General features: G+C 70.6%; 23 protein-coding genes and 1 tRNA gene. 13 read left to right on the top strand and 11 right to left on the bottom strand.

The features are described 5' to 3' along the window. The first annotated feature begins 13 nt into the window (after window positions 1-13). From ACVN90_RS11935 to ACVN90_RS11910, 6 genes are all read left to right on the top strand, one after another. The gene (locus ACVN90_RS11935) at window positions 14-1,456 is read left to right on the top strand and encodes an NAD(P)/FAD-dependent oxidoreductase (protein ID WP_374978222.1); all 1,443 of its coding nucleotides are present in this window, start codon (window positions 14-16) and stop codon (window positions 1,454-1,456) included. Window positions 1,457-1,532: 76 nt separating this feature from the next. Then, window positions 1,533-1,605: transfer RNA gene (locus ACVN90_RS11930), tRNA-Leu, on the top strand. Between the two features lie 133 nt (window positions 1,606-1,738). Next, window positions 1,739-2,968, top strand: a complete 1,230-nt coding sequence (locus tag ACVN90_RS11925) for an alanine racemase (protein WP_475098461.1) — start codon at window positions 1,739-1,741, stop codon at window positions 2,966-2,968. Continuing rightward, on the top strand, window positions 2,965-4,278 hold the full coding sequence (locus ACVN90_RS11920; RefSeq protein ID WP_475098460.1) for a D-arabinono-1,4-lactone oxidase: 1,314 nt from the start codon (window positions 2,965-2,967) through the stop codon (window positions 4,276-4,278). The genes ACVN90_RS11925 and ACVN90_RS11920 overlap by 4 nt, the downstream gene beginning before the upstream one ends. Before the next feature lie 82 nt (window positions 4,279-4,360). Continuing rightward, window positions 4,361-4,927 (top strand): LemA family protein, encoded by a 567-nt coding sequence (locus ACVN90_RS11915; RefSeq protein ID WP_056368027.1) that lies wholly within the window; start codon window positions 4,361-4,363, stop codon window positions 4,925-4,927. A gap of 121 nt (window positions 4,928-5,048) precedes the next feature. After that, window positions 5,049-6,143 carry a DNA glycosylase AlkZ-like family protein gene (locus tag ACVN90_RS11910; protein ID WP_475098459.1) on the top strand — a complete coding sequence of 365 codons (1,095 nt, stop codon included), beginning with the start codon at window positions 5,049-5,051 and terminating at the stop codon, window positions 6,141-6,143. Between the two features lie 18 nt (window positions 6,144-6,161). Here ACVN90_RS11910 and ACVN90_RS11905 read toward each other — a convergent pair whose 3' ends face one another. After that, complete coding sequence (locus ACVN90_RS11905; RefSeq protein WP_475098458.1) at window positions 6,162-7,475, bottom strand: winged helix-turn-helix domain-containing protein; 1,314 nt, start codon at window positions 7,473-7,475, stop codon at window positions 6,162-6,164. Between the two features lie 84 nt (window positions 7,476-7,559). Between ACVN90_RS11905 and ACVN90_RS11900 the strand changes: the two genes are divergently transcribed. Then, window positions 7,560-8,750 (top strand): AI-2E family transporter, encoded by a 1,191-nt coding sequence (locus tag ACVN90_RS11900; protein ID WP_475098457.1) that lies wholly within the window; start codon window positions 7,560-7,562, stop codon window positions 8,748-8,750. Window positions 8,751-8,758: 8 nt separating this feature from the next. Further along, the gene (gene ilvA / locus ACVN90_RS11895) at window positions 8,759-10,039 is read left to right on the top strand and encodes a threonine ammonia-lyase (protein WP_475102110.1); all 1,281 of its coding nucleotides are present in this window, start codon (window positions 8,759-8,761) and stop codon (window positions 10,037-10,039) included. Window positions 10,040-10,087: 48 nt separating this feature from the next. Here the strand turns inward: ilvA and greA are convergent, their stop codons facing one another. Together greA and ACVN90_RS11885 are read right to left on the bottom strand one after the other, a co-directional pair. Next, the gene (greA, locus tag ACVN90_RS11890) at window positions 10,088-10,579 is read right to left on the bottom strand and encodes a transcription elongation factor GreA (RefSeq protein ID WP_116196585.1); all 492 of its coding nucleotides are present in this window, start codon (window positions 10,577-10,579) and stop codon (window positions 10,088-10,090) included. Between the two features lie 130 nt (window positions 10,580-10,709). Next, window positions 10,710-11,108: a DUF4307 domain-containing protein gene (locus ACVN90_RS11885; RefSeq protein WP_475098456.1), complete on the bottom strand. Its 399-nt coding sequence runs from the start codon at window positions 11,106-11,108 to the stop codon at window positions 10,710-10,712. 114 nt (window positions 11,109-11,222) lie between these two features. Between ACVN90_RS11885 and ACVN90_RS11880 the strand changes: the two genes are divergently transcribed. After that, window positions 11,223-11,534, top strand: a complete 312-nt coding sequence (locus tag ACVN90_RS11880; protein WP_475098455.1) for a hypothetical protein — start codon at window positions 11,223-11,225, stop codon at window positions 11,532-11,534. 56 nt (window positions 11,535-11,590) lie between these two features. On the opposite strand, the gene trhA is transcribed toward ACVN90_RS11880, so the two are convergent. Further along, window positions 11,591-12,334, bottom strand: a complete 744-nt coding sequence (gene trhA / locus ACVN90_RS11875) for a PAQR family membrane homeostasis protein TrhA (RefSeq protein WP_475098454.1) — start codon at window positions 12,332-12,334, stop codon at window positions 11,591-11,593. Between the two features lie 112 nt (window positions 12,335-12,446). Here trhA and ACVN90_RS11870 point away from each other — a divergent pair, with 112 nt between their 5' ends. The 4 genes from ACVN90_RS11870 (at window position 12,447) to ACVN90_RS11855 (ending at window position 16,867) form a co-directional block, all read left to right on the top strand. After that, window positions 12,447-13,232, top strand: a complete 786-nt coding sequence (locus ACVN90_RS11870) for an isoprenyl transferase (protein WP_475098453.1) — start codon at window positions 12,447-12,449, stop codon at window positions 13,230-13,232. A gap of 45 nt (window positions 13,233-13,277) precedes the next feature. Beyond that, on the top strand, window positions 13,278-14,399 hold the full coding sequence (locus tag ACVN90_RS11865) for an aminotransferase class V-fold PLP-dependent enzyme (protein ID WP_475098452.1): 1,122 nt from the start codon (window positions 13,278-13,280) through the stop codon (window positions 14,397-14,399). A gap of 197 nt (window positions 14,400-14,596) precedes the next feature. Beyond that, complete coding sequence (locus tag ACVN90_RS11860) at window positions 14,597-15,952, top strand: PhoH family protein (protein WP_475098451.1); 1,356 nt, start codon at window positions 14,597-14,599, stop codon at window positions 15,950-15,952. 168 nt (window positions 15,953-16,120) lie between these two features. Continuing rightward, complete coding sequence (locus tag ACVN90_RS11855; protein ID WP_475098450.1) at window positions 16,121-16,867, top strand: hypothetical protein; 747 nt, start codon at window positions 16,121-16,123, stop codon at window positions 16,865-16,867. 116 nt (window positions 16,868-16,983) lie between these two features. Here ACVN90_RS11855 and ACVN90_RS11850 read toward each other — a convergent pair whose 3' ends face one another. From ACVN90_RS11850 to xseA, 7 genes are read right to left on the bottom strand one after another with little or no spacing between them, the layout of a single operon-like run. Next, window positions 16,984-17,640, bottom strand: coding sequence for a response regulator transcription factor (locus ACVN90_RS11850; protein ID WP_475098449.1), 657 nt, complete (start codon window positions 17,638-17,640; stop codon window positions 16,984-16,986). Continuing rightward, window positions 17,637-19,139: a sensor histidine kinase gene (locus ACVN90_RS11845; RefSeq protein ID WP_475098448.1), complete on the bottom strand. Its 1,503-nt coding sequence runs from the start codon at window positions 19,137-19,139 to the stop codon at window positions 17,637-17,639. Before ACVN90_RS11845 ends, ACVN90_RS11850 begins: the two co-directional genes overlap by 4 nt. Before the next feature lie 48 nt (window positions 19,140-19,187). Further along, window positions 19,188-20,582, bottom strand: coding sequence for a class II fumarate hydratase (locus tag ACVN90_RS11840; RefSeq protein ID WP_475098447.1), 1,395 nt, complete (start codon window positions 20,580-20,582; stop codon window positions 19,188-19,190). A 53-nt stretch (window positions 20,583-20,635) separates the two neighbouring features. Further along, entirely contained in the window at window positions 20,636-21,247 is a 612-nt protein-coding gene (locus ACVN90_RS11835; protein WP_475102109.1) for a carbonic anhydrase, read from the bottom strand. 35 nt (window positions 21,248-21,282) lie between these two features. Continuing rightward, a complete protein-coding gene (locus ACVN90_RS11830; RefSeq protein ID WP_475098446.1) occupies window positions 21,283-21,930 on the bottom strand; it encodes a DUF4245 family protein in 648 nt (215 codons plus the stop codon). After that, window positions 21,930-22,172, bottom strand: a complete 243-nt coding sequence (locus ACVN90_RS11825; protein ID WP_374974810.1) for an exodeoxyribonuclease VII small subunit — start codon at window positions 22,170-22,172, stop codon at window positions 21,930-21,932. Before ACVN90_RS11825 ends, ACVN90_RS11830 begins: the two co-directional genes overlap by 1 nt. 4 nt (window positions 22,173-22,176) lie before the next feature. Further along, entirely contained in the window at window positions 22,177-23,535 is a 1,359-nt protein-coding gene (xseA, locus tag ACVN90_RS11820) for an exodeoxyribonuclease VII large subunit (RefSeq protein WP_475098445.1), read from the bottom strand. Window positions 23,536-23,649: the final 114 nt, after the last annotated feature.

The following is a 23,649-nucleotide window of genomic DNA, read 5'->3' as shown; positions in this document are numbered from 1 at the left end:
CGTGACCAACACCGTGCCCAAGATCCTCATCGTCGGTGGCGGATACGCAGGCTTCTACACGGCCTGGAAGCTCGAGAAGCATCTGCGCAAGGGCGAGGCGGACGTGACCATCGTCGACCCGCTGCCCTACATGACCTACCAGCCGTTCCTCCCCGAGGTCGCCGCCGGCTCGATCGAGGCCCGCCACTCGGTGGTGGCGCTGCGTCGTCACCTCAAGAAGACGAACGTCGTGGCCGCCAAGGTGACCGGCATCAACCACGCGAACAAGGTCGCCACGATCACGCCGATCGCGGGCGAGCCGTACGAGCTCGCTTACGACCAGATCGTGGTGACCGCGGGCGCCGTCTCGCGCACCTTCCCGATCCCCGGCATCGCCGACAACGCGATCGGCCTGAAGACGATCGAAGAGGCCGTCGCGATCCGCGACAAGCTGATGTCGAACTTCGACAAGGCGTCGACGCTGCCCGCGGGTCCCGAGCGCGACCGCCTGCTCACCGTCGTCGTCGTCGGCGGCGGCTTCGCCGGCATCGAGGTGTTCGCCGAGCTGCGCTCGCTCGCCTCCTCGCTGGTCAAGAGCTACCCGCAGCTCACGTTCGACGACACGCACTTCCACCTCATCGAGGCGATGGGCCGCATCATGCCCGAGGTGTCGCTGAAGACGAGCGAGTGGGTGCTGAAGAACCTCGCGAAGCGCGGCGCCTCGGTGCACCTCGACACGCAGGTCACCGGTGCCGTCGGCGGCAACATCGAGCTGTCGACCGGCGAGACGATCCCGAGCGACCTCATCATCTGGACCGCCGGTGTCATGGCGAACCCGACCGTCGTGCGCGGCGGTGACCTCCCCGTCGAGGAGCGCGGCCGCATCCGCACCCGCGCCGACCTTCGTGTCGGCACCGAGGACGAGGTCGTCGAGGGCGCCTGGGCGGCCGGCGACGTGTCGGCCGTGCCCGACCTCACCGGTGGCGGCGTGGGCGGCTACTGCGTGCCCAACGCCCAGCACGCCGTGCGTCAGGCGAAGCTGCTCGCGAAGAACCTGGTCGCGGTGCTCCGCGGTGAGGTGCCCCGCGAGTACATCCACAAGAACCTGGGTGCCGTCGCGGGCCTCGGCCTCTGGGTCGGCGTGTTCCAGTCGGGCAACATCGCCCTCAAGGGCTGGATCGCGTGGCTCGCCCACCGCGGCTACCACGGCCTGGCGATGCCGTCGTGGGAGCGCAAGTGGCGTGTGCTGTGGGGCTGGTGGAACAACTTCTGGCTCGGCCGCGACATGGTGAACCTGTCGACCGTGCAGAACCCGCGCTACGTGTTCGAAGAGTTCGCCGCGCGCCCGCGGCCGCCGCAGCCGGTCGAGGCGCCCGCTGAGAAGGCTGCTCCGGCGGTCGCGCCCGCCAAGAAGGCTCCGGCGCGCAAGGCTCCGGCCAAGCCCGCGGCCGACGCCGAGAAGGTCGCCGCGAACTGACGTCGTACGCCGGATGCCGCAGGCTCGTCTGAGAAGATGAGCCTGCGGCATTCGCGTTCCCGGCGGAACGCGACCCGCCCCCGTAGCCCAACGGCAGAGGCAGGCGACTTAAACTCGCTCAAGTGTGGGTTCGAATCCCACCGGGGGTACTCGCGCCAGCCCAGGACTGCGCACGGGATCGTCTCGGCGCAGAAGGGTGCGAAACGCCGTCCACAGCCGGTCATCGGTACCGCTCCCAGCGCTCTAGGCTGGGGCGATGCGCACGCACCCGAAGCGAGCCGTATGAGTCTCGATCTGCTGTCCACGTCCGCGGCGACGAAGCCGTGGGACCACCCCGCGTCCTACTGGGACGCCATGGGTCATGCCCTGGCCGACGCGAGCGGCCCGGTCGCCGCGATCAACGCCGAAGCGCTGCGGTACAACGCCCTCGACCTCGTCGTCCGCGCCGGCGGCGTTCCGATCCGCGTCGCCAGCAAATCGGTCCGCGTGCGCGAGGTGCTCGACGCCGTCCTGGCGCTGCCCGGCTACCAGGGCATCCTCGCGTTCACCCTGCCCGAGGCGCTGTGGCTGGCCGAGACGATGGACGACATCGTGCTCGGCTACCCGACGGCCGACCGCGCCGCGATCGCGGCACTGGCCGCCGACGGGACCGCGGCGTCGCGCATCACCCTGATGGTCGACGACCTGGCGCAGCTCGACCTCGTCGACGCCGTCGCCGCACCCGGCGCGCGACCCGAGATCCGCGTGGCCATCGACGCCGACGCGTCGTGGAGGGCGCCGGGCTTGGGCCACATCGGCGTGCTCCGCTCTCCGGTGCACGAGGCAGCCGAGGTGGCCGCGCTCGCGCGCTCGATCGCCGCCCGTCCCGGCTTCCGCCTGGTGGGCCTCATGATGTACGAGGCCCAGATCGCGGGCCAGGGTGACGCGACCGGATCCGGGGACGCGGTCATCCGCTGGATGCAGCGCCGTTCGGCAGCCGAACTCCTCGATCGGCGCGGCGCAATCGTCGCGTCCCTCCGCGACATCGCCCCGCTCGAGTTCGTCAACGGGGGTGGGACCGGATCCCTCGAGCTCACGGCATCCGATCAGGCCGTCACCGAGGTCACCGCCGGCAGCGGTCTGCTCGCCGGCCACCTGTTCGACGGCTACCGCGCATTCGCCCCCGCGCCCGCCGCTGCGTTCGCGCTGGAGGTGGTGCGCAAGCCCGCCCCCGACGTGGCGACGGTGCTGGGCGGCGGATGGATCGCCTCCGGGCCTGCGCTCGAGTCGCGTCAGCCCCGTGCCGTGTGGCCTGCCGGGCTGCGCATGGCGCCCCGCGAGGGAGCCGGCGAGGTGCAGACGCCGCTGCGCGGCGACGCGGCCCGCGACCTCCGGGTGGGCGACCGTGTCTGGTTCCGCCACTCGAAGAGCGGCGAACTCGCCGAGCGCGTCGATCGCTATCACCTGGTGGACGGCGACGCCCGCGTGGGGGAGGTGGCGACCTACCGCGGCGAAGGCAAGGCGTTCCTGTGACCCGCCCCGGAGGCGTATGGCGCAACTGGGCGCGCACGGAGTCGGTGCGCCCGCAGCGCATCGAGTTCCCCCGCACCGTCGCGGCGGTGCAGCGCGCCGTCGTCGCGGCGGCGGCGCAGCATATGCCGATCAAGGCGGTCGGCGCCGGGCACAGCTTCACCGGCATCGCGGTCGCGCCCGGCGCACTCCTGGAGCTGCGTGACCTCAGCGGGCTCGTCTCCGTCGATGTCGACCGCGCCCGGGTGACGCTCCTCGCGGGAACCCGCCTGCACGAGATCCCGGCCCTCCTCGCCCCGTACGGGCTCGCGATGGAGAACCTCGGCGACATCGACCGCCAGTCCATCGCAGGCGCGATCTCCACGGGCACCCACGGCACGGGGGAGCGGTTCACGGGCATCGCCGGCCAGGTCGTCGGCGCGACGCTGGTGACCGCGTCCGGCGACCTCTTCACCGTGAGCGAAGATGAGCACCCCGAGCTGGTGCCGGCGGTCGCGCTCGGGCTCGGGGCGCTCGGCATCCTCGTCGAGGTCACGCTGCAGTGCGTGCCGGCGTTCGTGCTGCACGCGGTCGAGCAGTCCGAGGATCTCGAGGTGGTCCTCGGCGCGCTGGACGAACGCGCGGCGGCGGCCGACCACTTCGAGTTCTACTGGTTCCCGCACACCGACCGGGGGATGACGAAGACCAACACGCGGCTTCCCGAGAGCGCGCCGCGGCATCCGCTTCCCAGAGTGGGCAAGTGGATCGACGACACGCTCGTCGGGAACGGGGTCCACCAGGTCGCGTGCGCGGCGGGCGTGGCGATCCCGGCGCTCGTGCCGCCGATCAACCGCCTGTCGGCGAAGATCTGGGGCAATCGGGAGTTCACGGATGCCTCGGCCCGCGTCTTCGCGACGGACCGGTCGGTGCGGTTCCGCGAGATGGAGTACGCGGTGCCGGTCGAGAACCTGCGGCCCGCCTTCGAGGCGATGCGCGCACTCATCGACGACCGCGGCTGGCGGATCGGGTTCCCGGTCGAGGTGCGGGTCGCGGCAGCTGACGACCGGTGGCTGTCGACGGCGTACCGCCGCGACTCGGGGTACATCGCGGTGCACCGCTATTGGCGCGAGGACCCGACGGAGTACTTCGAGGCGGTCGAGGAGATCATGCTCGGCTTCGACGGTCGTCCGCACTGGGGCAAGATGCACACGCTCGGCGCCGACGCCCTGAGGTCGCGCTATCCCCGCTTCGACGACTTCGTCGCCCTGCGCGACCGCCTCGACCCGGAGCGGCTCTTCCGCAACCCGTACCTCGATCGCGTGCTCGGTGGGTAACGGCTGAGAGTCGGGGAATACCCCACATGCGAGGGGGTTTCGCGTCGGTAGGATGAGGGCACTATCGAACGGAGCCTCGGCAATGGAATGGCTGATCCCAGTCCTCATCGTGGTGGCGCTCGTCGTCATCGTCGGCATCTATCTCTGGGCGACCTACAACTCCCTCGTCCAGCTGAATGTGCGGGTGGATGAGGCGTGGAGCGACATCACGGTGCAGCTCAAGCGTCGGGCCGATCTGCTCCCGAACCTCATCGAGGCAGTGAAGGGCTACGCCGCGCACGAGAAGGCCGTGTTCGAGAACGTGACGAGGGCCCGGGCCGAGACGCTGTCGGCGTCGGGGCCGGCTGAGGCCGGTGTCGCCGAGGGGCACCTGCAGCAGGCGCTGAAGTCGCTTTTCGCGGTCGCTGAGGCCTACCCACAGCTGCAGGCGAGCCAGAACTTCCTGCAGTTGCAGCAGTCGATCGTCGACACCGAAGACAAGATCCAGGCGTCGCGCCGGTTCTACAACGGCGGCGTGCGCGAGCTCAACACGAAGATCAAGGTCTTCCCGAACAACCTGTTCGCGCGCAACCTCGGCTTCCACGAGCGCGAGTTCTTCGAGGTCATCGACGGCGCGGCGATCTCGGAGCCACCGCGCGTGCAGTTCTGACGCGACTCGGATCAACGCGGGCGCCAGCAGGCGTTGAGGCGAGTCGGGTCGAGGTCGGGCGAGCGAAGCGAGTCGAAACCTCCCCCATCCGGACGTCGTACCCAACGGGTAGCGTCGGGGAATGGTCCATCGGCTGACCCGCGAACAGGCGCGCCGCATCGCGGTGCGCGGGCAGCTGTTGACGGCGGAGCGGCCCGCGGGCATCGTCGAGACGATCGACGCGCTCACGGTCGTCAACATCGAGCCGACCGCGGCCGTCGCTCCGAGCGCCGATCTCATCCTGTGGAGCCGGCTCGGGTGGCCGTACCAACCGGCCGACCTCATACGCCTCTTCGAGGCGGATCGTGCGGTGTTCGAGTGGGGCGGCTTCTACCGCGCCATGACCGACCTCGCCCTGCTCATCCCCGAGATGCGGCGCCGGCCCGAGTCGGCGCAGGCGCGGGAGTGGCTGGCCGCCAACGACGTGTTCCGCCGTGAGGTGGTGGCGCGGTTGCGCGCCGAGGGTCCGCTGCGGGCCGCAGAGATCCCCGATGCGGCGCAGGTGTCGTGGCGGTCGTCGGGATGGACGAACAACCGCAACTCCATCCAGCTGCTCGAGATGCTCGTGCTGTGCGGCGATGTGGCCGTCTCGTCGCGGGACGCTGCGGGCCGCCTGTTCGACGTCGCCGAACGCGTGTACCCCGCCGACGTGCCGCCGTTGACGGACGAGGATGCCGGGCGCGAACGCGCCGAGCGCCGGCTCGCGTCGCTGGGGATCGCGCGAGTCAAGAGCGTCGCACAGCCCTTCGAGCCGATCGACGTCGGCGAGATCGGGGAGGAGGCGGTCGTCGACGGCGTCGACGGCGTATGGCGCGTCGATCCCGGCGCGCCGGCCGCTGCCGACGGCTTCGTCGGGCGCACGGCACTGCTGTCGCCCTTCGACCGCCTCGTTTTCGATCGGCGCCGGCTCGAAGAGCTGTTCGCCTACGAGTACCTGCTCGAGATGTACAAGCCCGCGGCGAAGCGCCGGTGGGGGTACTTCGCGCTGCCGATCCTGCACGGCGACCGCTTCGTCGGCAAGCTCGACGCCAAGGCCGATCGCAAGGCCGGCCTGCTCCGCGTGCACGCCGTCCACGAGGACGAGCCGTTCACGGACGAGGTCAGGGAATCGGTGGATGCCGAGATCCAGGACCTCGCCCGCTGGCTCGGGCTCGAGGTGGCCGGCCCGGGCGCCTGACCTCGCCGGGCGGTCGGGTCAGCCCGCCAGCTCCGCGACGTGGAGGTCGCGCGCATCGGCCCCCGGCTCGTCGTCGGCCAGGGATACGGGCTCCGCCGGACCCGCGTCGTGACGCGCCGCCTCGGGCATGACCCTTGCGAGGTCGTCGGTGGCATCGCCCCAGCGGGAGATCGAGATCGATTCGAGGCTCTGCCAGGCGGCGGCGAGCCGGAGTTCGTCGGTGAGCCGGGGCGCGGCGTCAGCGGGTCTGCCGTGCTCCCACCACGCCGATTGGACGAGCAGCCGGGACGCGGCGCGGTCGGCCTTGAGATCGACGCGGCCGACGATGTCGTCGCCGATGAGCACCGGCAGCGAATAGTAGCCGTAGCGCCGTCGCGGCGCCGGCGTGTAGATCTCGATGCGGTACTCGAAGTCGAAGAGCCGCTCGGCACGGTCACGGAACCACACGACCGGATCGAACGGCGTCAGGATCGCGGCGGCATCGACCTTGCGGGGCACGACGGCGTCGGAGTGCAGCCACGCCTTGGCCGGGCGCCCGGCGGTCGTCCATCCTTCGACGGTCACCGGCTGCAGCTCGCCGGCGTCGACGAGGTCGCCGAGCGCGGACGTCACCGCCTTGCGGTCGGCGATGCGCCAGTAGTCGGCGATGTCGGCTGCGGTCGCGACGCCGTAGGCACGCGCCGCGCGCCGCACGAGCTCGTGCACGGCCTCGTCACGGGGGACCGGCGCGTCCAGCACGTGGCGCGGGATCACCTGCTCGGCGAGCCCGTACCGTCGCTCGAAACCGCGGCGGCCCGCGATCGCCACCTCTCCGAACATCCACAGGTACTCGAGAGCCTGCTTGACGACGTTCCAATCCCACCAGGGGCCGCGGGCGCTCTCTTTCGCGTCGTGCTCGATCTGCGCCGGGCGGAGCGGACCGCGGTCGGCGAGCTCGGCGCGCACCCAGTCGACGATGTCGTGGTTCGCATCGAACCAGCCGCCGGGCTTGCTCCCGTACTTCGCGCGCATCGCCCGCATGCGGAAGTCGAACAGACCCCAGTCGTCGGCGGGGATGAACGCGGCGACGTGCGCCCAGTACTCGACGTACGGGGAGCGGCGGGCGAACAGCAGACGGTCGAGCGCAGCGGTGTCATAGGCGCCGACGCGCGAGAACAGCGGCATGTAGTGGGACCGGGCGAAGACGTTGACCGAGTCGATCTGCAGCGTCGCCATGCGGGCCAGCGCGCCGTTCAGCTGCCGGGTGCCGGCGGCTGCGGGGCGGGGCCGCCCGAAACCCTGGGCGGCGAGGGCCACGCGACGCGCCTCTTCGGCGCTGAGGGAGGACTTCACGCGCGCCAGCGTAGCCCGAGGCTCCGACATCGCGTGCCCGCCGTTCATGACCGGCACGGAATGCGACGCGCCTAGACTGGGCCAATGAGCGGCTCAGATGAAAAGCCCCGCGGCTCCATCTTCGACGCCGTCCGCGACCGCAGCCGGATCGTCTCCACCGAGACCTCCGCCGCGGTGCCGCGTGGCCTCCGCGTCGCGACCGCCTATTCGTGGCGACTGATCGTCGTCGCTGCGGCGATCGGGATCGGCGTGTGGCTCGTGATCCAGCTGAAGCTGCTGGTCATCCCGCTCCTGATCGCGATCCTCATCACAGCTCTGCTCTGGCCCGCATTCACCTGGATGCTGCGGCGCCGCGTGCCCCGTTGGCTGGCCATCGTCATCTCCGTCGTGGGGACCATCGCGATCGTCACGGGGCTGCTCTGGCTCGTGGTGTGGCAGATCATGCAGCAGTGGGACTCGGTGCAGGCGAGCACGGTCGCCGCGGTCGAGCAGTTCCGGCAGTACCTCATCGACGGCCCGCTGCACCTGAGCGAGGACCAGATCGACGACCTGCTCGACCAGGGATGGGCCTTCCTGCAGCAGCAGGCGGAGCTGCTCTGGTCAGGGGCGCTGGCCATCGGCTCCACGATCGGGCACGTCGTCACCGGCGCCGTCCTCGCGTTCTTCATCCTGCTGTGCCTGCTCGCCGACGGCGCGGGCATCTGGCGCTGGACCCTGCGGCTGTTCCCCAAGAAGGCCCGTCCCGCCGCCGACGGCGCCGGCCGCGCCGGGTGGGTCACCGTCGTCAACTATGCGCGCACGCAGCTGCTGGTCGCGACCATCGACGCCATCGGCATCGGTCTCGGCGCCGCGCTGCTCGGGGTGCCCCTCGCGATCCCCGTCGCCGTGCTCGTCTTCCTGGGTGCGTTCGTCCCGATCGTCGGTGCCGTCGTCACCGGGACCGTCGCGGTCTTCCTGGCGCTCGTCTACAACGGTCCGTGGATCGCACTGTGGATGCTCGTCGTCGTCCTCGGCGTGCAGCAGCTCGAAGGACACGTGCTCCAGCCGCTCCTCATGGGCTCGGCCGTCAAGGTCCACCCGCTCGCGGTGGTGCTCGTGGTCGCCGGCGGTGCCATGATCGCCGGCATCCCGGGCGCCCTCTTCGCCGTGCCACTCGCCGCGTTCGTGAACGTCGTCGCGGTGTACCTTGCCGAACGCGCGTGGGAGACCGGCGCCAGACCCACCGGGGACCTCATCTGGAGTACCGTTCCCCGGCCGAGGAGAGTCCGTTCGTGACCACCGCCATGTCATCCGCCGACCAGGTTTCCGAGACCGCGCCCGCCCCGGCGTCGCTCGCGTCGGCCGTGCCGACGCTCGCCGACTTCGAGGACGCCGCGGCCACGCTTCAGGGCGTCATCGCGCACACGCCGCTCGATGTCTCGCAGCACCTGTCGGACGTCCTCGGCGTGCCGGTGCATCTCAAGCTGGAGAATCTGCAGCGCACCGGGTCGTTCAAGATCCGCGGGGCGACCTACCGCCTTTCGCGACTGACCGCGGAGGAACGCGCGCGCGGCGTGGTGGCCGCCTCCGCCGGCAACCACGCTCAGGGCGTGGCGCTCGCAGCGAAGGCGCTCGGCATCCACGCGACGATCTTCATGCCCCTCGGCGTGCCGGTGCCGAAGCTCCTCGCCACACGCGGGTACGGCGCAGACGTCGTGCTGGAGGGCGCCACCGTCGAGACGCCGCTGCGCCTCGCGGCCGAGTTCGCCGAGCGCACGGGCGCCGTCTTCATCCACCCGTTCGACCACCATGACGTCATCGCCGGTCAGGGCACCCTGGGCCTCGAGCTCATGGACGAGCTGCCCGACCTCGACACTGTCGTCCTCGGCATCGGCGGGGGCGGACTCGTCGCCGGCGTCGCCGCGGCTGTCAAGGCGCGTGCCGCGGCAGAGGGTCGCACGGTGCGCGTCATCGGCGTGCAGGCGGCGAACTCGGCGGCGTATCCGCCCTCACTCGAGGCGGGGCATCCGCTCGAGATCCGCACCTCGCCGACGATCGCGGACGGCATCGCGGTCGCCCGGCCGGGAGACCTGCCCTTCGAGATCATCCGCGACCTCGTCGACGAGGTCGTGACGGTGACGGAGGACGACATCGCCCGCGCCCTGCTCGTGCTGCTCGAGCGCGCCAAGCAGGTCGTGGAGCCGGCGGGTGCCGTCGGCGTGGCGGCGATCCTGGCGGGGAAGGTCGTCGCGGCCGGCCCGACCGTGACGGTCCTCTCGGGCGGCAACATCGACCCGCTGCTGCTGCAGCGCGTCGTCGCGCACGGGCTCGCGGCTTCCGGCCGGTACATGACGCTGCGCATCCCGCTGCCGGATCGTCCCGGCCAGCTCGCGCGTGTGTCGGAGCTGCTGGCCATCGCCGGCGCGAACGTGATCGAGGTGCTGCACACCCGCCACGGGCAGGGGATCCAGATCAGCGAGGTGATCCTGCAGCTGAGTGTCGAGACGCGCGGCGAGGAGCACCGCGCTCACGTCATCTCGGTGCTCGAGGATGCGGGCTACGCACCCACGGTCGTTCCGGACTAGCCAAGCTGCGCCCGGTGGCCTCAGGGGAGTCCCTGAGGCCGCCTCGGGTCACTGACCGTTGTAGGTCTCGACCTTGACGATCTCGACGGCGATCTCGCGGCCGTTGGGGGCGGTGTACGAGGTCTTCTCACCCTCCTTGCGGCCGAGGATCGCCACGCCCAGGGGCGAGGCCTCGCTGTACACGTCGAGCTCGGAGCCGACGGCGATCTCGCGGTTGCCGAGCAGGAAGACCTCTTCGCCGCCGGCGACGATCGCGGTGATGACGGTGCCGGGTTCGACGACACCGCTGCTCTCGGGCGCCTCGCTGACGGTCGCGGTCTTGAGCAGGTGCTGAAGCGTGCGGATGCGCGCCTCCTGCTTGCCCTGCTCGTCCTTGGCGGCGTGGTAGCCGCCGTTCTCCTTGAGGTCGCCTTCTTCGCGCGCGGCCTCGATGCGCTTGGCGATCTCCTCGCGGCCGGTGGTCGAGAGGTGCTCGAGCTCGGCGGCCAGGCGATCGTAGGCGTCCTGGGTGAGGAAGGTCACGGGGGCGTCGGTGGACACGGCTGACTCCTTCATTGGGCCCGCTGCCTCCGGAGCGGTGCGGGCATAAACCGAACGCCCCGGCTCACGGCCAGGGCGCGATTGTGCTGATGTCCCGCCAGACTACGTCACGGCGCCGGTTCGGACAAACTCATCCGGGCAGCACCCAGCACGAGTTCACGAAGCCGGTCGTGGCGAGTGCGGTCGTCGGAATGGCCTCGCGGAAGGCGCGCGCGTGGAGCTCGGATGCCGGGAGCTCGACCACCCGCCAGCCCACCACGCCGTGCTCCTCGTCCTGTGCTTCGATCGCGCACGCGACAGCGGCGCCGGGCGGACTGCTGATCTGGAATCCCAGCATCACGGAGTGCTCGTCGACGACCTCGAACGACGTCGTGTCGGAGTCGACGGAGTTGAGGGAACCCTGCACCGTGAACCAGCCGAACAGCGCCACGAGGCCGACGGCGACCACGATGCCGACACCGATGATCCAGCCGCGCGCGGGGGAGCGGCGACGGCCGTAGCGCTCGTCGAGCATGTCCTGCGTGGTCACGCCGCTCCTTCGGGCTCGTCGGGTCGGATCGGAAGATTAGGCTGGAACTCCAGGCTATGCGCTCGCGCGCAGCCCCGACGACACCGCCCGCCCCGCGGGCAGAGCGAGGACCCCATGCAGCACGCGATCGCCGGGATCCTTCCCACCGCGACGACTCCGACGCCGACTCCCACGCCCGCGGTCGACCCGAACCTCGTGAGTCCCGGAGTCGTCGGATTCCTCTTCACCGCGCTCATCGCGATCGCCGTGATCTTCCTGGTGTGGGACATGATGCGCCGCATCCGCCGCGGCCGCGTGCGGGCCGACATCCAGGAGCAGCTGGACGCCGAGGAGCAGGCGGCACGAGCGACCGAGGCGACTGACGTCGACGACCAGCGCATCGACCCGGCTGACGACGACGATCGCGGTGAGACGCCCAAGGCATGAGGTCCTCGAGCGATGATGATGACGGATGCTGCGGCCCGCAGCATCCGTCATCATCGTCAGCCCGGGAGTCCCAGTGACGGGGAGTACGGTTCCAGCGCGATGATGAGGCACGCCGTCCAGTGGCAGAGGAACGCCAGCACGGTGCACACGTGGAAGATCTCGTGGAAGCCGAAGTGCCCCGGCCAGGGATTCGGCCGTTTGAGCGCGTACACGACCGCGCCGCCCGTGTAGAGCAGGCCGCCGATGGCGACGAGGATCATCATCGCCGCGCTCGCCTGGAACAGCGGGACGATGTACATGACGGCCGCCCAGCCCAGCAGGAGATAGAGGGCGACATAGAGCCAGCGCGGCGCGTTGATCCAGAAGACGCGGAAGAGGATGCCGAGGAGTGCCCCGCTCCAGACCAGGATCAGCAGCAGTGCGCCCTGCTGCGGGGGGAGAGCGAGCGTCGCGATCGGCGTGTACGTGCCCGCGATGAGCAGCAGGATGTTCGCGTGGTCGATGCGCTTGAGGATCGCCTTGGTCTTCGGCTTCCAGTTGAATCGGTGGTACAGCGCGGAATTGCCGAACAAGAGGAGTGACGTGGCCATGAACACCGCCGACGCCCACTTCGCCGGCGCACCCTGCGCGAGCACGATGAGCACGATGCCGGCCGCGATCGCGATGGGGAAGGTCGCCGCGTGGATCCAGCCGCGCCAGCTCGGCTTGAGGTCGGGCGTCGCGGCGTCGACCGCCGCGGCGTCCATCAGCGGCAGCACGGGGACCTCGGGGGCCCGGGGGAGACTGCGACGGCGGCTCATGTCCTAAGCGTAGAGGGGGGCGCATGCCGGTAAGGGAACATGCTCAGTCCCACGGAAGGTGGCACCGAGTCTCGCGCTAGGGGCGTGGTCGCGCGCGAGGTAGCGTAGGCGTGTGGCGCGCGGCGAGACGAACGAGGGCAGGGGTCCCCTCTATCGGCTCTACATCAATCGCCTGCGCCGTCGCCTGGATCCGGCATCCGTCCCGCGACACCTCGCGATGATGATCGACGGCAACCGCCGGTGGGCGAAGCAGCTCGGCTACGACTCCGCCGCGCACGGCCACCGCGCGGGCGCGGCCAAGATGAAGGAGTTCCTCCGCTGGTGCGACGACGTGGGCATCCGCGTCGTGTCGCTGTACCTGCTGTCGAACGACAATCTGCGCAAGCGCGATTCGCGCGAGCTGTCCGACCTCATCGAGATCATCGCCGAGCTCGCCGACGAGCTCTCCCATGAGCGCGACTGGCGCGTGAAGCACGTGGGCCGCGCCGACGCGCTGCCGGAGGACCTCCGGCGTGTGCTCGCGGACGTCGAGACCCGCACGAAGGGCAACGCGGGGATGCACGTCAACCTCGCCGTCGGCTACGGCGGCCGGGGCGAGATCGTGGACGCCGTCCGCAGCATCATCGCCCAGCACGACGATCGCGGCGGCTCGCTCGAGGAGCTCGCCGCCAGTCTCACACCCGAGCAGATCGGCGAGCATCTGTACACGGGCGGGCAGCCCGACCCGGACCTCGTCATCCGCACGTCGGGGGAGCAGCGGCTGAGCGATTTCCTGCTGTGGCAGTCCGCCCACTCGGAGTTCTACTTCGTCGAGGCGCTCGGCCCGGACCTGCGCGAGGTGGACTTCCTCCGCGCCATCCGCGACTTCGCCTCGCGTGACCGCCGATATGGCGGATAGCAGGGCTTCCACAACGTTGTTCTCACCTCTGCCAGAATGATCCGCGTGACGGATCTGGATTCATATCTGGCGTCGTTCGATGGGGAACCGGGGTATCTGGACTGGGCGGCATTCGGGCCGCTCTCGCCTGCGGTCCGCGGCGAGGCGCAGGCCGACACCGAGCTGCTGGGCTCGGGCCGCCCCACGAGCATCGAGCTCGTCGCCGACCACGTGCGTGAGGCCCGCGAGCTCGTCGCGGAGCTGATCGGCACGGATGCGTCGCACGTGGCGCTGCAGCCGTCCACCACGTACGGACTGATGCACGCGATCTACGGGCTGGCGGGCGGGCTCATGCTCGGCCGCGGAGAGTTCCCGAGTCTCACCGTCGCGGCGACGCGCGCGTCGGAGGCATTCGGCTCGGTGCAGCTGCAGTGGGTGGAGCCTGCCGACGGCTTCATGACCCCCGACGCGATCCGCTCAGCGCTCTCCGACGACACCCGCGCCGTCGCGGTCAGCCTCGTCGACTTCCGCACCGGCTACCGTGCCGACCTGTCGGCGATCCGCGAGGTGATCGGCGATCGCCTGCTCATCGTCGACGCCATCCAGGGCTTCGGGATGGTCGACGCCGATTACCTCGCCGCCGACGTCGTGTGCGGGCACGGGTACAAGTGGCTTCGTGCAGGTCGGGGCACCGGGTTCGCCTGGTTCGGCGAGCGTGCGCTCGAGCGCATCGCGCCCGTACTCTCGGGCTTCGCCGGCGTCGACGGCGACCTCCCGGTCGACGCGGTGCCGGCGCCGGCCGCGTCGGCGCAGGCGTTCTCGGTCTCCGGGATCGACACCCTCGCCGCGGCGCGCCTCGCGACGGCGCTGCGCGAGGTCGTGGACGTGGGCGTCGCCGACATCGCGTCCGTGCTGGCCGCGCGGGCGGCCGACGTCATGTTCTACGCGGACCGCTATGAGGTGCCGGTGGTCACACCCCGCGAACCCGAGCGCCGCGCGGGCATCGTGACGCTCGAGCCCGCCGCGCAGGACGCCGCTCCGCTCGCCGCCTCGCTCGCGAACCACGGCCTGACGGTGACGACGCGCGCCGGCCGCATCCGGGTCGCACCCCACGTCGGCACCGGCGCCGACACGCTGCGTCTGTTCGGCGACGCGCTCGCCGCCTTCTCGTCGGCAAGGGTCTGGTGATCGGGATGCTGCGGATGCGGCATCCGTTCATCAACATGTAACGAGATTCTTGCGTGTCGGGCGCGTCCGATGTCTGTGTGCGGTCGTAGCGTGAGCGCATCGGGCAAGGAGCCCGGTCGAGTCGGCCTCAGGATCGCGACTCGTGACTCCGGTCGACTCGTGACTGCCGGGTGAACCACCCGGGGCGGGAGTGGGTTGTGACCACACGAGCACCACACGAGCAGCGCAGTCAGGACCTCGAGCAGGTCGCAGCATCCGATCAGGATCTGCGCACCTATGTGCTCGATACTTCGGTGCTGCTCAGCGATCCGCGGGCGTTCTTCCGCTTCGCCGAGCACAGCGTCGTGATCCCCGTCGTGGTGATCACGGAGCTCGAAGGCAAGCGGCACGATCCCGAGATCGGTTACTTCGCCCGGCAGGCGCTGCGCCATCTCGACGAGTTGCGCGTCGAGCACGGACGCCTCGACTTCCCCGTTCCGGTCGGCGAGGGCGGCACGCTCCGCGTCGAGCTGAACAACACCGACGCGACGGTGCTGCCGTCGGGCATGCGGCTGGGCGACAACGACAGCCGCATCCTCGCCATCGCGATGAACCTCGCCCAGGACGGGCAGGAGGTCACCGTCGTCTCGAAGGACCTGCCGATGCGGGTCAAGGCGGCGTCGCTGGGCATCACCGCCGAGGAGTACCTCGCCGAGCAGGCGGTCGACTCCGGCTGGACCGGCATCTCCGAGATCGACGTCTCGGGCGACGACATCAGCGACCTGTACGAGAGCGAGGTCGCCTCGAGCGAGGACGTGCAGGGGCTGCCCGTGAACACCGGGCTGATCATCCACTCCGAGCGGGGATCGGCGCTGGGTCGCGTCGTGGGCGACGGTGAATACCGGCTGGTCCGCGGGGACCGCGAGGTGTTCGGCCTCCACGGCCGCTCGGCCGAGCAGCGCATCGCGATCGACCTGCTCCTCGATCCCGAGGTGGGCATCGTGTCGCTCGGCGGCCGCGCCGGCACCGGAAAGTCGGCGCTCGCCCTGTGCGCCGCACTGGAGGCGGTGCTCGAACGGCAGCAGCAGCGCAAGATCATCGTGTTCCGGCCGCTGTTCGCCGTCGGCGGGCAGGAGCTCGGCTACCTCCCGGGTGACGCGCAGGAGAAGATGAACCCCTGGGGCCAGGCGGTGTTCGACACCCTCGGGTCGGTGGTCTCGACCAACGTCCTCGACGAGGTGGTCGAACGGGGACTTCTCGAGGTGCTGCCGCTCACGCACATCCGCGGCCGGTCGCTGCACGACGCGTTCGTGATCGTCGACGAGGCGCAGTCGCTGGAGCGCAACGTGCTGCTGACGGTGCTGAGTCGCATCGGGCAGAACTCGCGGGTCGTGCTGACCCACGACGTCGGCCAGCGCGACAACCTGCGGGTCGGTCGTCACGACGGCGTCGCGTCGGTCATCGAGACGCTCAAGGGTCACTCGCTGTTCGGTCACGTGACGCTCGTGCGGTCGGAACGGTCGGCCATCGCCGCCCTCGTCACCGACCTCCTGGAGGCCGGAGAGCTCGCGTGAGCGCCACCGCAATCCGCTGACGACGCGGCGGGCCGGGATGCTGCATCCCGGCCCGCTGTGCCGCGTGACCATGAGGAAAGTCTCATCGCCGGCGGCGCATACGGCTCGATCGGTCTGTCACCATGGATGAGGGGAAACGATTCCGCGCACACGGAAGGCAGGCGAGACGTGGACGCACGCACGGGGCTCGTGATCGGCGGCATGACCGCTGTCGCGGCGAGCGTCGCTGTCGTCACCGCCGTCGCCCTTGCGAACACCGCGGCCCTGGCGGAGTCGAAGGGCGCGACTGTCGCCTCCGAGCGCGTCGTCGTCCCTGCCGCGGCATCCCCGTCAGCAACCCCCCAGCCGATGCCTGCGGCGACCTCCGACGCCCTCATCCCCACGGCCGGGCCGCAAGTCGTCCCGGCGCCCGCACCTGTCGAGGTCGCGCCGTCCGAGTCGACCGGCGCGCGCGGGTACGCGGCACCCGCCGCCCCCGAGGGAGTCGCGCCCGCCGCCCCTGCTGCGCCCGCCGACGTCGACGCCGCCATCGCTGCCGCCCAGGCGGCCGGAAGCTGGGACTCGCTGCGCAGCTGGGCGGCTGCGCAGGGCTGGTCGAGCGGCCGTCTCGACGCCTTGATCGCCCGGCTCGAGCGCGAGGTCGCCGACCAGAACAAGCAATCCGACTCAAACAGCTCCCTCGAGTCGAGCGGTGCGGACACCCAGCGTCAGGGCATCGTTCAGGCGCCCGCGCCGGCACCTGCACAGCGTCGGGTGAACGTCCAGGCTCCAGTGGAGGAGCAGAAGCAGTCCGGTCAGCAGTCGACCGGCCCCCAGCGTCCCGCTCACGCGGGCTCGAACGTCGGAAACGGCAACGGCGCCGGACACGGCGAGAAGAAAGACCAGTCGCGCAATTCCCCAGACAAGCGCGACTGACAACGGTCGGATCCCCCAGTCCGGCCTTTCACAGCCCCCGGTGTCCCCCAGCACCGGGGGCTTCTTCGTGCCGTGGGCGGTGCGGTGGGCACCCGGCGACGGGGTGCCCGAAGGGTTCACTCCCAGCGGTAACCGGCGCCGCGAACCGTGACGATGTGATCGGCACCGAGTTTGCCGCGCAGATACCGCACGTACACGTCGACCACGTTCGAGCCCGGGTCGAAGTCCAGCCCCCACACGCGACTCAGGAGTTGCTCGCGGCTGAGCACGCGGCCGGGGTTGCGCAGGAACTGCTCGGCAAGGGAGAACTCGCGTGCCGACAGATCGATCTCGCGACCGCCCACTGTCGCGCGGCGCGCGAGGATGTCGAGGACCACATCGCCGTGCGAGATCGAGACGCCCGCCTGCGGCACGCTCTCGCGCAGGCGCGAACGTACACGGGCCAGAAGCTCCTCGAACGTGAACGGCTTGGGCACGTAGTCGTTGGCTCCGGCATCCAGTCCGGTGACGGTGTCGCGCGTGCTGGATCGCGCGGTGAGCATGATCACCGGCACGGCGGAACCCCGGGCGCGCAGTTCGCGCAGCACCTCGAACCCGTCCATGGTGGGCAGTCCGACGTCGAGGAGCACGAGGTCGCCGTCGCCGCGCAACGCGGCCTCGAGTCCTTCGGGGCCGTCCTCGAACACCAGTGTCTCGTAACCGGCCGCCTCGAGGCCGCGGCTGACGAATGCCGCGATCCGAGGTTCGTCCTCGACGATGAGGATCCTGGTCATCCCGCAGCCTCCCGTTGCAGCACGTCTCCGGCACGAACCGGCGCCGGCAGTTCGGCCTCCGTCGGAGGCAGGTGGATCGTGAACGTGGCGCCGCCGCGCGGAGTGTCGGTGACGACGCAGTGGCCGCCGTGCCCCTTCGCGATCGCGTCGACGATCGCGAGGCCGAGGCCGGAGCCGCCGACCGAGCGCTTCACGTGCGCGCGGTCGAAGCGACGGAAGATCCGGGCGCGCGCGCCTGGAGGGATACCGGGGCCGTGGTCGCGCACCCAGAGGCGCGCGCCGTCGTCGGTGTGGGCGCTGCCGATCTCGATGGGGCTGCCCTCGGGCGTGTACTTGGCGGCGTTGTCGGCGAGTTGCAGCCATGCCTGCAGCAGCCGATCCTGGTCGCCTACCGTGGTCCCCTCGGCACGAGCCCCGATGGTCCACGTGTGCCCGGGGATCACCGCGACGAGCTCGGCGACGCGCTCGGTGAGTGCGGCGAGGTCCACGGTCTCGAGGCTGTACGAATCCGCCTCGGCCGTGGCGAGAAGGTCGATGTCCTCCACGAGCCGGGTGAGCCGGTCGAGCTCGGCGATGCCGATGTCGCGCGCCGACGCCACATCCGCGGCATCCTGCGGGTTCATGAGCTCGAGGTGGCCCCGCACGATCGTGATGGGTGTCTTCAGCTCGTGACGCACGTCGTCCAGCAGCTGTCGCTGCACGTCGACGGAGTCCTCGAGGCGGTCCAGCATCGAGTTGACCGTGCGGGAGAGGTCGGCGATGTCGTCGTTGCCTTGGGGCTCGAGCCGGTGGGAGAGATCGGAGATCGAGATCGCGTCAGCGGTCTCTCGGAGGCGACGGATGGGCGACAGCAGGCGGCCGGTCACGAACCACCCCACGATCCCGATCGCGATCAGCACCGCGACGGCCGCGATCACATACGTCGTCATCGCGAAGGTCACCGGCTGGAGCTCGGCACCCAGGTCGACCGCGCGCACGTACAACCCCTCGCGGGAGTCGCCGTCCATCGTGACCGGGATCGCGATGTAGCGGAGCGAGCCTTCGTCGGTGACCGCGGTGCCCAGCTTCTGGGAGCCGTCCGCGGTCTCGGTGAGGACCCGGTCGATCAGCTGCTCGTTCTCGGAGATGTCGAAGCCCGACAGCGTCGCGGGCACCCACCGCGGCACGCCGTCGATCAGCGCGAGCGAGGCCTCGTTGCGTGCGGGGACCAGCCTCGCGACGACCGCGTTGAGGTACTGGTCGACGGAATCGAAGTCGCTGCGGTCGAGCTCGTCGGTCGCGGCGGGGGCGCCGCCGGGTGAGTCGGCGACGCTGTCGTCGGCGACCGCCTGCAGCGATTCCACCTGCGCCTTGAGGCGCGCGTCGATGCCTCCCAGTGCCTGCTCGCGCTGGACCAGGAATGTGACGCTCCCCACGATCGCCAAACCGACGCACGCGACCGCCAGGATCGCGGCGAGGATCCTGACGCGCGCGGGAACGGGGCGGGGCGTTCGGGCCATGTCCCGATTATCCCGCCGACGCACGGCTGGCGGCATGGGTCGGGCGGATCAGCCCGGGTGCGTCATCGAGAGAAGATCGAGCTTCTCGTCGAGCTGCTCGAGCGTGAGCTCGCCGCGCTCCACGTAGCCGAGGTCGATCACGGCCTCGCGCACCGTGATGCCCTTCGCGACGGAGTGCTTGGCGATCTTGGCGGCGGCCTCGTAGCCGATGAGCTTGTTGAGCGGCGTGACGATCGACGGCGACATCCCGGCGTACGCGGCGGCGCGCTCGACGTTCGCCTCGAGGCCGTCGATGGTCTTGTCGGCGAGCACGCGCGACGTGTTCGCCAGCAGCTCGATCGACTCGAGCACGGCACTGCCCATGATGGGGATGGCGACGTTGAGCTCGAACGCGCCGGAGGCGCCGGCCCACGCGACCGTCGCGTCGTTGCCGATGACGCGGGCGCACACCATGAGGGTCGCCTCGGGGATCACCGGGTTGACCTTGCCGGGCATGATCGAGGACCCGGGCTGCAGGTCGGGGATGTGGAGCTCGCCGAGGCCGGTGTTCGGTCCCGACCCCATCCAGCGGAGATCGTTGTTGATCTTCGTCAGCGAGACTGCCACGGTGCGGAGGGCGCCGGAGGCCTCGACGAGCGCGTCGCGGTTCGCCTGGGCCTCGAAGTGGTCCTTGGCCTCGGTGACCGGCAGTTCCGTGTCGGCGACGATGAGCTCGATCACGCGCTGCGGGAAGCCGAGCGGGGTGTTGATGCCGGTGCCGACCGCCGTGCCGCCGAGGGGCACTTCGGCGACGCGGGGGAGCACGGCCTGCACGCGCTCGATGCCGAGGCGGATCTGGCGGGCGTAGCCGCCGAACTCCTGGCCGAGCGTGACGGGCGTCGCGTCCATGAGGTGGGTGCGTCCTGACTTCACGACGCTCTTCCAGAGTTCGGCCTTCGCCTCGAGCGCGACCGCGAGGTGGTCGAGCGCCGGGATCAGGTCGTCGATGAGCTCCTGTGTCACCGCGATGTGCACCGAGGTGGGGAACACGTCGTTCGACGACTGCGACGCGTTGACGTGGTCGTTCGGGTGCACGGTCGCGCCGAGCGCCTGCGTCGCGAGGGTCGCGAGCACCTCGTTCATGTTCATGTTCGACGACGTGCCGCTGCCGGTCTGGTAGACGTCGATGGGGAACTGGTCGGCGAACTCGCCGGCGATGATGCGGTCCGCCGCGCCGGCGATGGCGTCGGCGATGGCGCCGTCGAGCGTGCCGAGCTCCTTGTTCGCGAGGGCCGCCGCCTTCTTGATGCGTGCGAGCGCCACGATCTGGGCGGGCTCCAGCCGGTCGCCCGAGATCGGGAAGTTCTCCACCGCGCGCTGCGTCTGCGCGGCGTAGAGCGCGTTCTTGGGCACGCGCACCTCGCCCATGGTGTCGTGCTCGATGCGGTACTCGATGTCGGTCACGTCGTTGTTCCTCACGTGTCGGTACAGGGGGTGTCTTGGCAGAGCTCTGTTGTTCAGGCGGCGTCGGTGATGCCGACCATGACGTCGGGCACCGCGGTGCCTTCGCCGAGGCGGTAGTTGGCGCCGACGATCGCGAGGCGGCCTTCCGCGACGGCGGAGCTGATGAGCTCGGACGAGTTCAGCAGCTCGCCGACGGTGTCGCGAAGGTGCTCGCGGCCCACCTCTTCGGCGTCGATGGCGTCGGGGTAGACGCCGTCCACAGCGGAAGCCCGCTGGACGCGGCGCACGGCGGGGACGATCGGCGAGATCAGGCGCCAGATGTGCGGCGGCAGCGGATCGGCGTCGGGACTGGTGCTGTCGATCGCCGCGCGGACGGCGCCGCACGCGTCGTGACCCAGCACGACGATGAGGGGCACTTCGAGCACCGCGACGGCGTACTCGAGGCTGCCGACGACCGAGTCGGAGACGACCTGCCCGGCGTTGCGCACGACGAAGAGGTCGCCGAGGCCCTTGTCGAAGATGATCTCGGCCGCCAGACGCGAGTCCGCGCAGCCGAAGAGCGCCGCACGGGGTCGCTGCCCTCCCGCGAGCTCATGCCGGGTGTCGACGTCCTGCCGCGGGTGGCGGGGTTCGCCGGCGACGAAGCGCGCGTTGCCGCGCTGCATCTCCTGCCAGGCCTTCGCGGGCGTGGGCTGGTCGGTCACTCGGCCTCCTGGCGTAGTGCGGTGATCTGATCCGTGACGCAGCGGGCGGTCTCTTCGAGGGCGTCCTCGTCCGCGGCGCCGTAGATGAGCACCGTGTCGGTGCCGGCGTCCGTGGCGAGCGCGACCGAGATGTTCCCGGTGCGGTCGGGGTCGAGCTCGTAGCGGTCCCACGTGATGCCGTCGATCGTGACGGTGTCCTGCGGGGCGGAGCCCGACAGGACGCGGGCCTCCCACGCCTCGTCGGTGTCGAAACCCTGCGCGACGCGCAGGAATCCGCGCTCGTTCTCCTCAGCGGGGGCGTAGACGACGGTGAACGCGCGCACCCCTCCGTTGCCCTCGATGCCGGCGCGGTTGACGATCCAGGCGTCGGACATCTCCGGGGCGATGACGGTGCGTCCCTCGGAGGCGGCGACGCCCTCTGCGGCGCTGGCGACGTCTATCGCGTCGCGCGGCGGCGGCGTGCCCCGGGGCACGGCGGCGATGATCACGATGACGACCGCGAGCGTCGCGAGCAGCGCCGCGATCAGATTGCGGACGTTCTGGCTCGAGCGGTAGACCCGCGAGGACTCGGCCTTGCGGTCGGCGGCCTCCTGCGGGGTCTCGGGTCGTCCGAGTTCGGCGACGATGCGCGGTTCGCGTGACATCAGAGAGCCTCGCCCTGTGCGCGATCGGCGGATGCACGAGCGGCCTCGAGCCGGCGCTTGGCGCCGAGCAGCCACTCCTCGCAGCGGGCAGCGAGGGCTTCGCCGCGCTCCCACAGGGCGAGGGAGTGCTCGAGGGTCGGGGCGCCCTGCTCGAGTTCGGCGACGACGCGGACGAGTTCATCGCGCGCCTGCTCGAACGAGAGGGTCGCGACGTCCGCGAGGGCGCCGCTCGTCTCAGTCATACCCCTATCCTAATTCGGTCCGGGGGCGTCCCCGTGCCCCGTCCCGATTCGGCTCGGCGACGTCGCCCGCCGCGGTGGCGCCTCGACCGTCGCCCTCCGCGATCTCCCCGTCGGAGCGGGCGGCGAACGATCCGCGCCCCACGGTGACGACGATCGGGGTGGCGGCCGGAGCCTGCGCCGCGTCGCGCACGATCACGCCGTCGGCGAGGTGGGTGATCGCGTAGCCGCGGGCGAGCGTCGACGCGGGGGACAGGGCGCGCAGCGTCGCCCGGAGCTCGGCCGTACGCTGCTCCTGGACCCGCAGCGACCGGTCGATCCGGTCGCGCCCGCGCGCGGCGAGCAGCTCCACCTCGTGAGCGCGCGTGGTGAGGAGCGTCTCGGGGGCCCGCAGCACCGGGCGCGAGCGCAGCTGCTCGAGCTGGGCGATGTCGTGCGAGATGCGCTGCGTGAGCCGCGTGCTCATGCGGGCGCGCAGCTGCCCGACGAGCGCGCGCTGCTCGGCGACGTCCGGCACGACGCGCTTCGCCGCGTCGGTCGGGGTCGATGCCCGAAGGTCGGCGACGTCGTCGAGGAGCGGATGGTCGTTCTCGTGGCCGATGGCGCTGACGACGGGAGTGGATGCTGCGGCCACAGCGCGGACGAGTCGCTCATCGCTGAAGCCGAGCAGGGTCTGAGGGTCGCCGCCGCCACGGGCGATGATGATGACGTCGACGTCGGGTGCAGCATCCAGCGCCTTCAACGCAGCGATCGTCTCGGGGACGCACCGGTCGCCCTGCACCGCGGCGTACTTCGTCTGGAAGCGCACCTGCGGCCACCGCAGTTCGGCATTGCGGTGGACGTCCTTCTCGGCGTCGGACTTCTCCCCGGTGATGAGGCCGATGAGGTGCGGCAGGAAGGGAAGGGGCTTCTTGCGGGACGGATCGAAGAGCCCCTCGGATCGCAGCTGCACGCGCAGGCGTTCCAGCTTCTCCAGCTGGTCTCCGAGTCCGACGTGACGCATCGCGGAGACCCCGAAGCTGAAGTCGCCGTTCTTCACGAAGTAATCGGCCTTGACGCACGCGATGACGTGGTCGCCCACCTTGAGGTCGCCGGGCAGCCGATCGCGCGTCGACGACCAGATGCGGAAAGAGATCGTGGCATCGGTCACCAGGTCCTTCAGGCGGCCGAACACGTTGCCGCCCCGCTGGTTCCACCCGGTGATCTCGCCCTCGACCCACACCGAGCCCCACGTCTGCACGAACCCGCGGATCGTGTCGTTGAGGCGGGCCACGGACGTCGGTGCCTGCGCCGTCGAATCGCGTGGCGAAACCGAGTCGGGCGGCGGCGGCTCGCCGGGAACGGCGGCCGGCTGGAAACTCGTCATTCGGTCCTCTCGTGCCCGCGCGCGGGGTCCCTGTCGGAGGCCTCGCCCAGGAGCCCGCCCGTAGAATCGTGTGGTGAGCATCAGCACCGCGGGACAGACCCGACCGAGTCAGGC

It is taken from the genome of Microbacterium sp. F01 (assembly GCF_056156365.1).
The sequence above is the reverse complement of the archived record's forward strand: the minus strand, read 5'-3'. Positions and strand labels throughout refer to the sequence as shown.

Excerpts from the sequence above, each read along its gene's own strand:
- ACVN90_RS11900 (WP_475098457.1), top strand. The coding sequence starts at position 7,560 with ATGAGCGGCTCAGATGAAAAGCCCCGCGGCTCCATCTTCGACGCCGTC.
- ACVN90_RS11915 (WP_056368027.1), top strand. The coding sequence starts at position 4,361 with ATGGAATGGCTGATCCCAGTCCTCATCGTGGTGGCGCTCGTCGTCATC.
- trhA (WP_475098454.1), bottom strand. The coding sequence starts at position 12,334 with ATGAGCCGCCGTCGCAGTCTCCCCCGGGCCCCCGAGGTCCCCGTGCTG.
- ACVN90_RS11830 (WP_475098446.1), bottom strand. The coding sequence starts at position 21,930 with ATGTCACGCGAACCGCGCATCGTCGCCGAACTCGGACGACCCGAGACC.
- ACVN90_RS11825 (WP_374974810.1), bottom strand. The coding sequence starts at position 22,172 with ATGACTGAGACGAGCGGCGCCCTCGCGGACGTCGCGACCCTCTCGTTC.
- xseA (WP_475098445.1), bottom strand. The coding sequence starts at position 23,535 with ATGACGAGTTTCCAGCCGGCCGCCGTTCCCGGCGAGCCGCCGCCGCCC.
- ACVN90_RS11835 (WP_475102109.1), bottom strand. The coding sequence starts at position 21,247 with ATGCAGCGCGGCAACGCGCGCTTCGTCGCCGGCGAACCCCGCCACCCG.
- ACVN90_RS11880 (WP_475098455.1), top strand. The coding sequence starts at position 11,223 with ATGCAGCACGCGATCGCCGGGATCCTTCCCACCGCGACGACTCCGACG.
- ilvA (WP_475102110.1), top strand. The coding sequence starts at position 8,759 with ATGTCATCCGCCGACCAGGTTTCCGAGACCGCGCCCGCCCCGGCGTCG.
- ACVN90_RS11925 (WP_475098461.1), top strand. The coding sequence starts at position 1,739 with ATGAGTCTCGATCTGCTGTCCACGTCCGCGGCGACGAAGCCGTGGGAC.
- ACVN90_RS11845 (WP_475098448.1), bottom strand. The coding sequence starts at position 19,139 with ATGGCCCGAACGCCCCGCCCCGTTCCCGCGCGCGTCAGGATCCTCGCC.
- ACVN90_RS11850 (WP_475098449.1), bottom strand. The coding sequence starts at position 17,640 with ATGACCAGGATCCTCATCGTCGAGGACGAACCTCGGATCGCGGCATTC.
- ACVN90_RS11910 (WP_475098459.1), top strand. The coding sequence starts at position 5,049 with ATGGTCCATCGGCTGACCCGCGAACAGGCGCGCCGCATCGCGGTGCGC.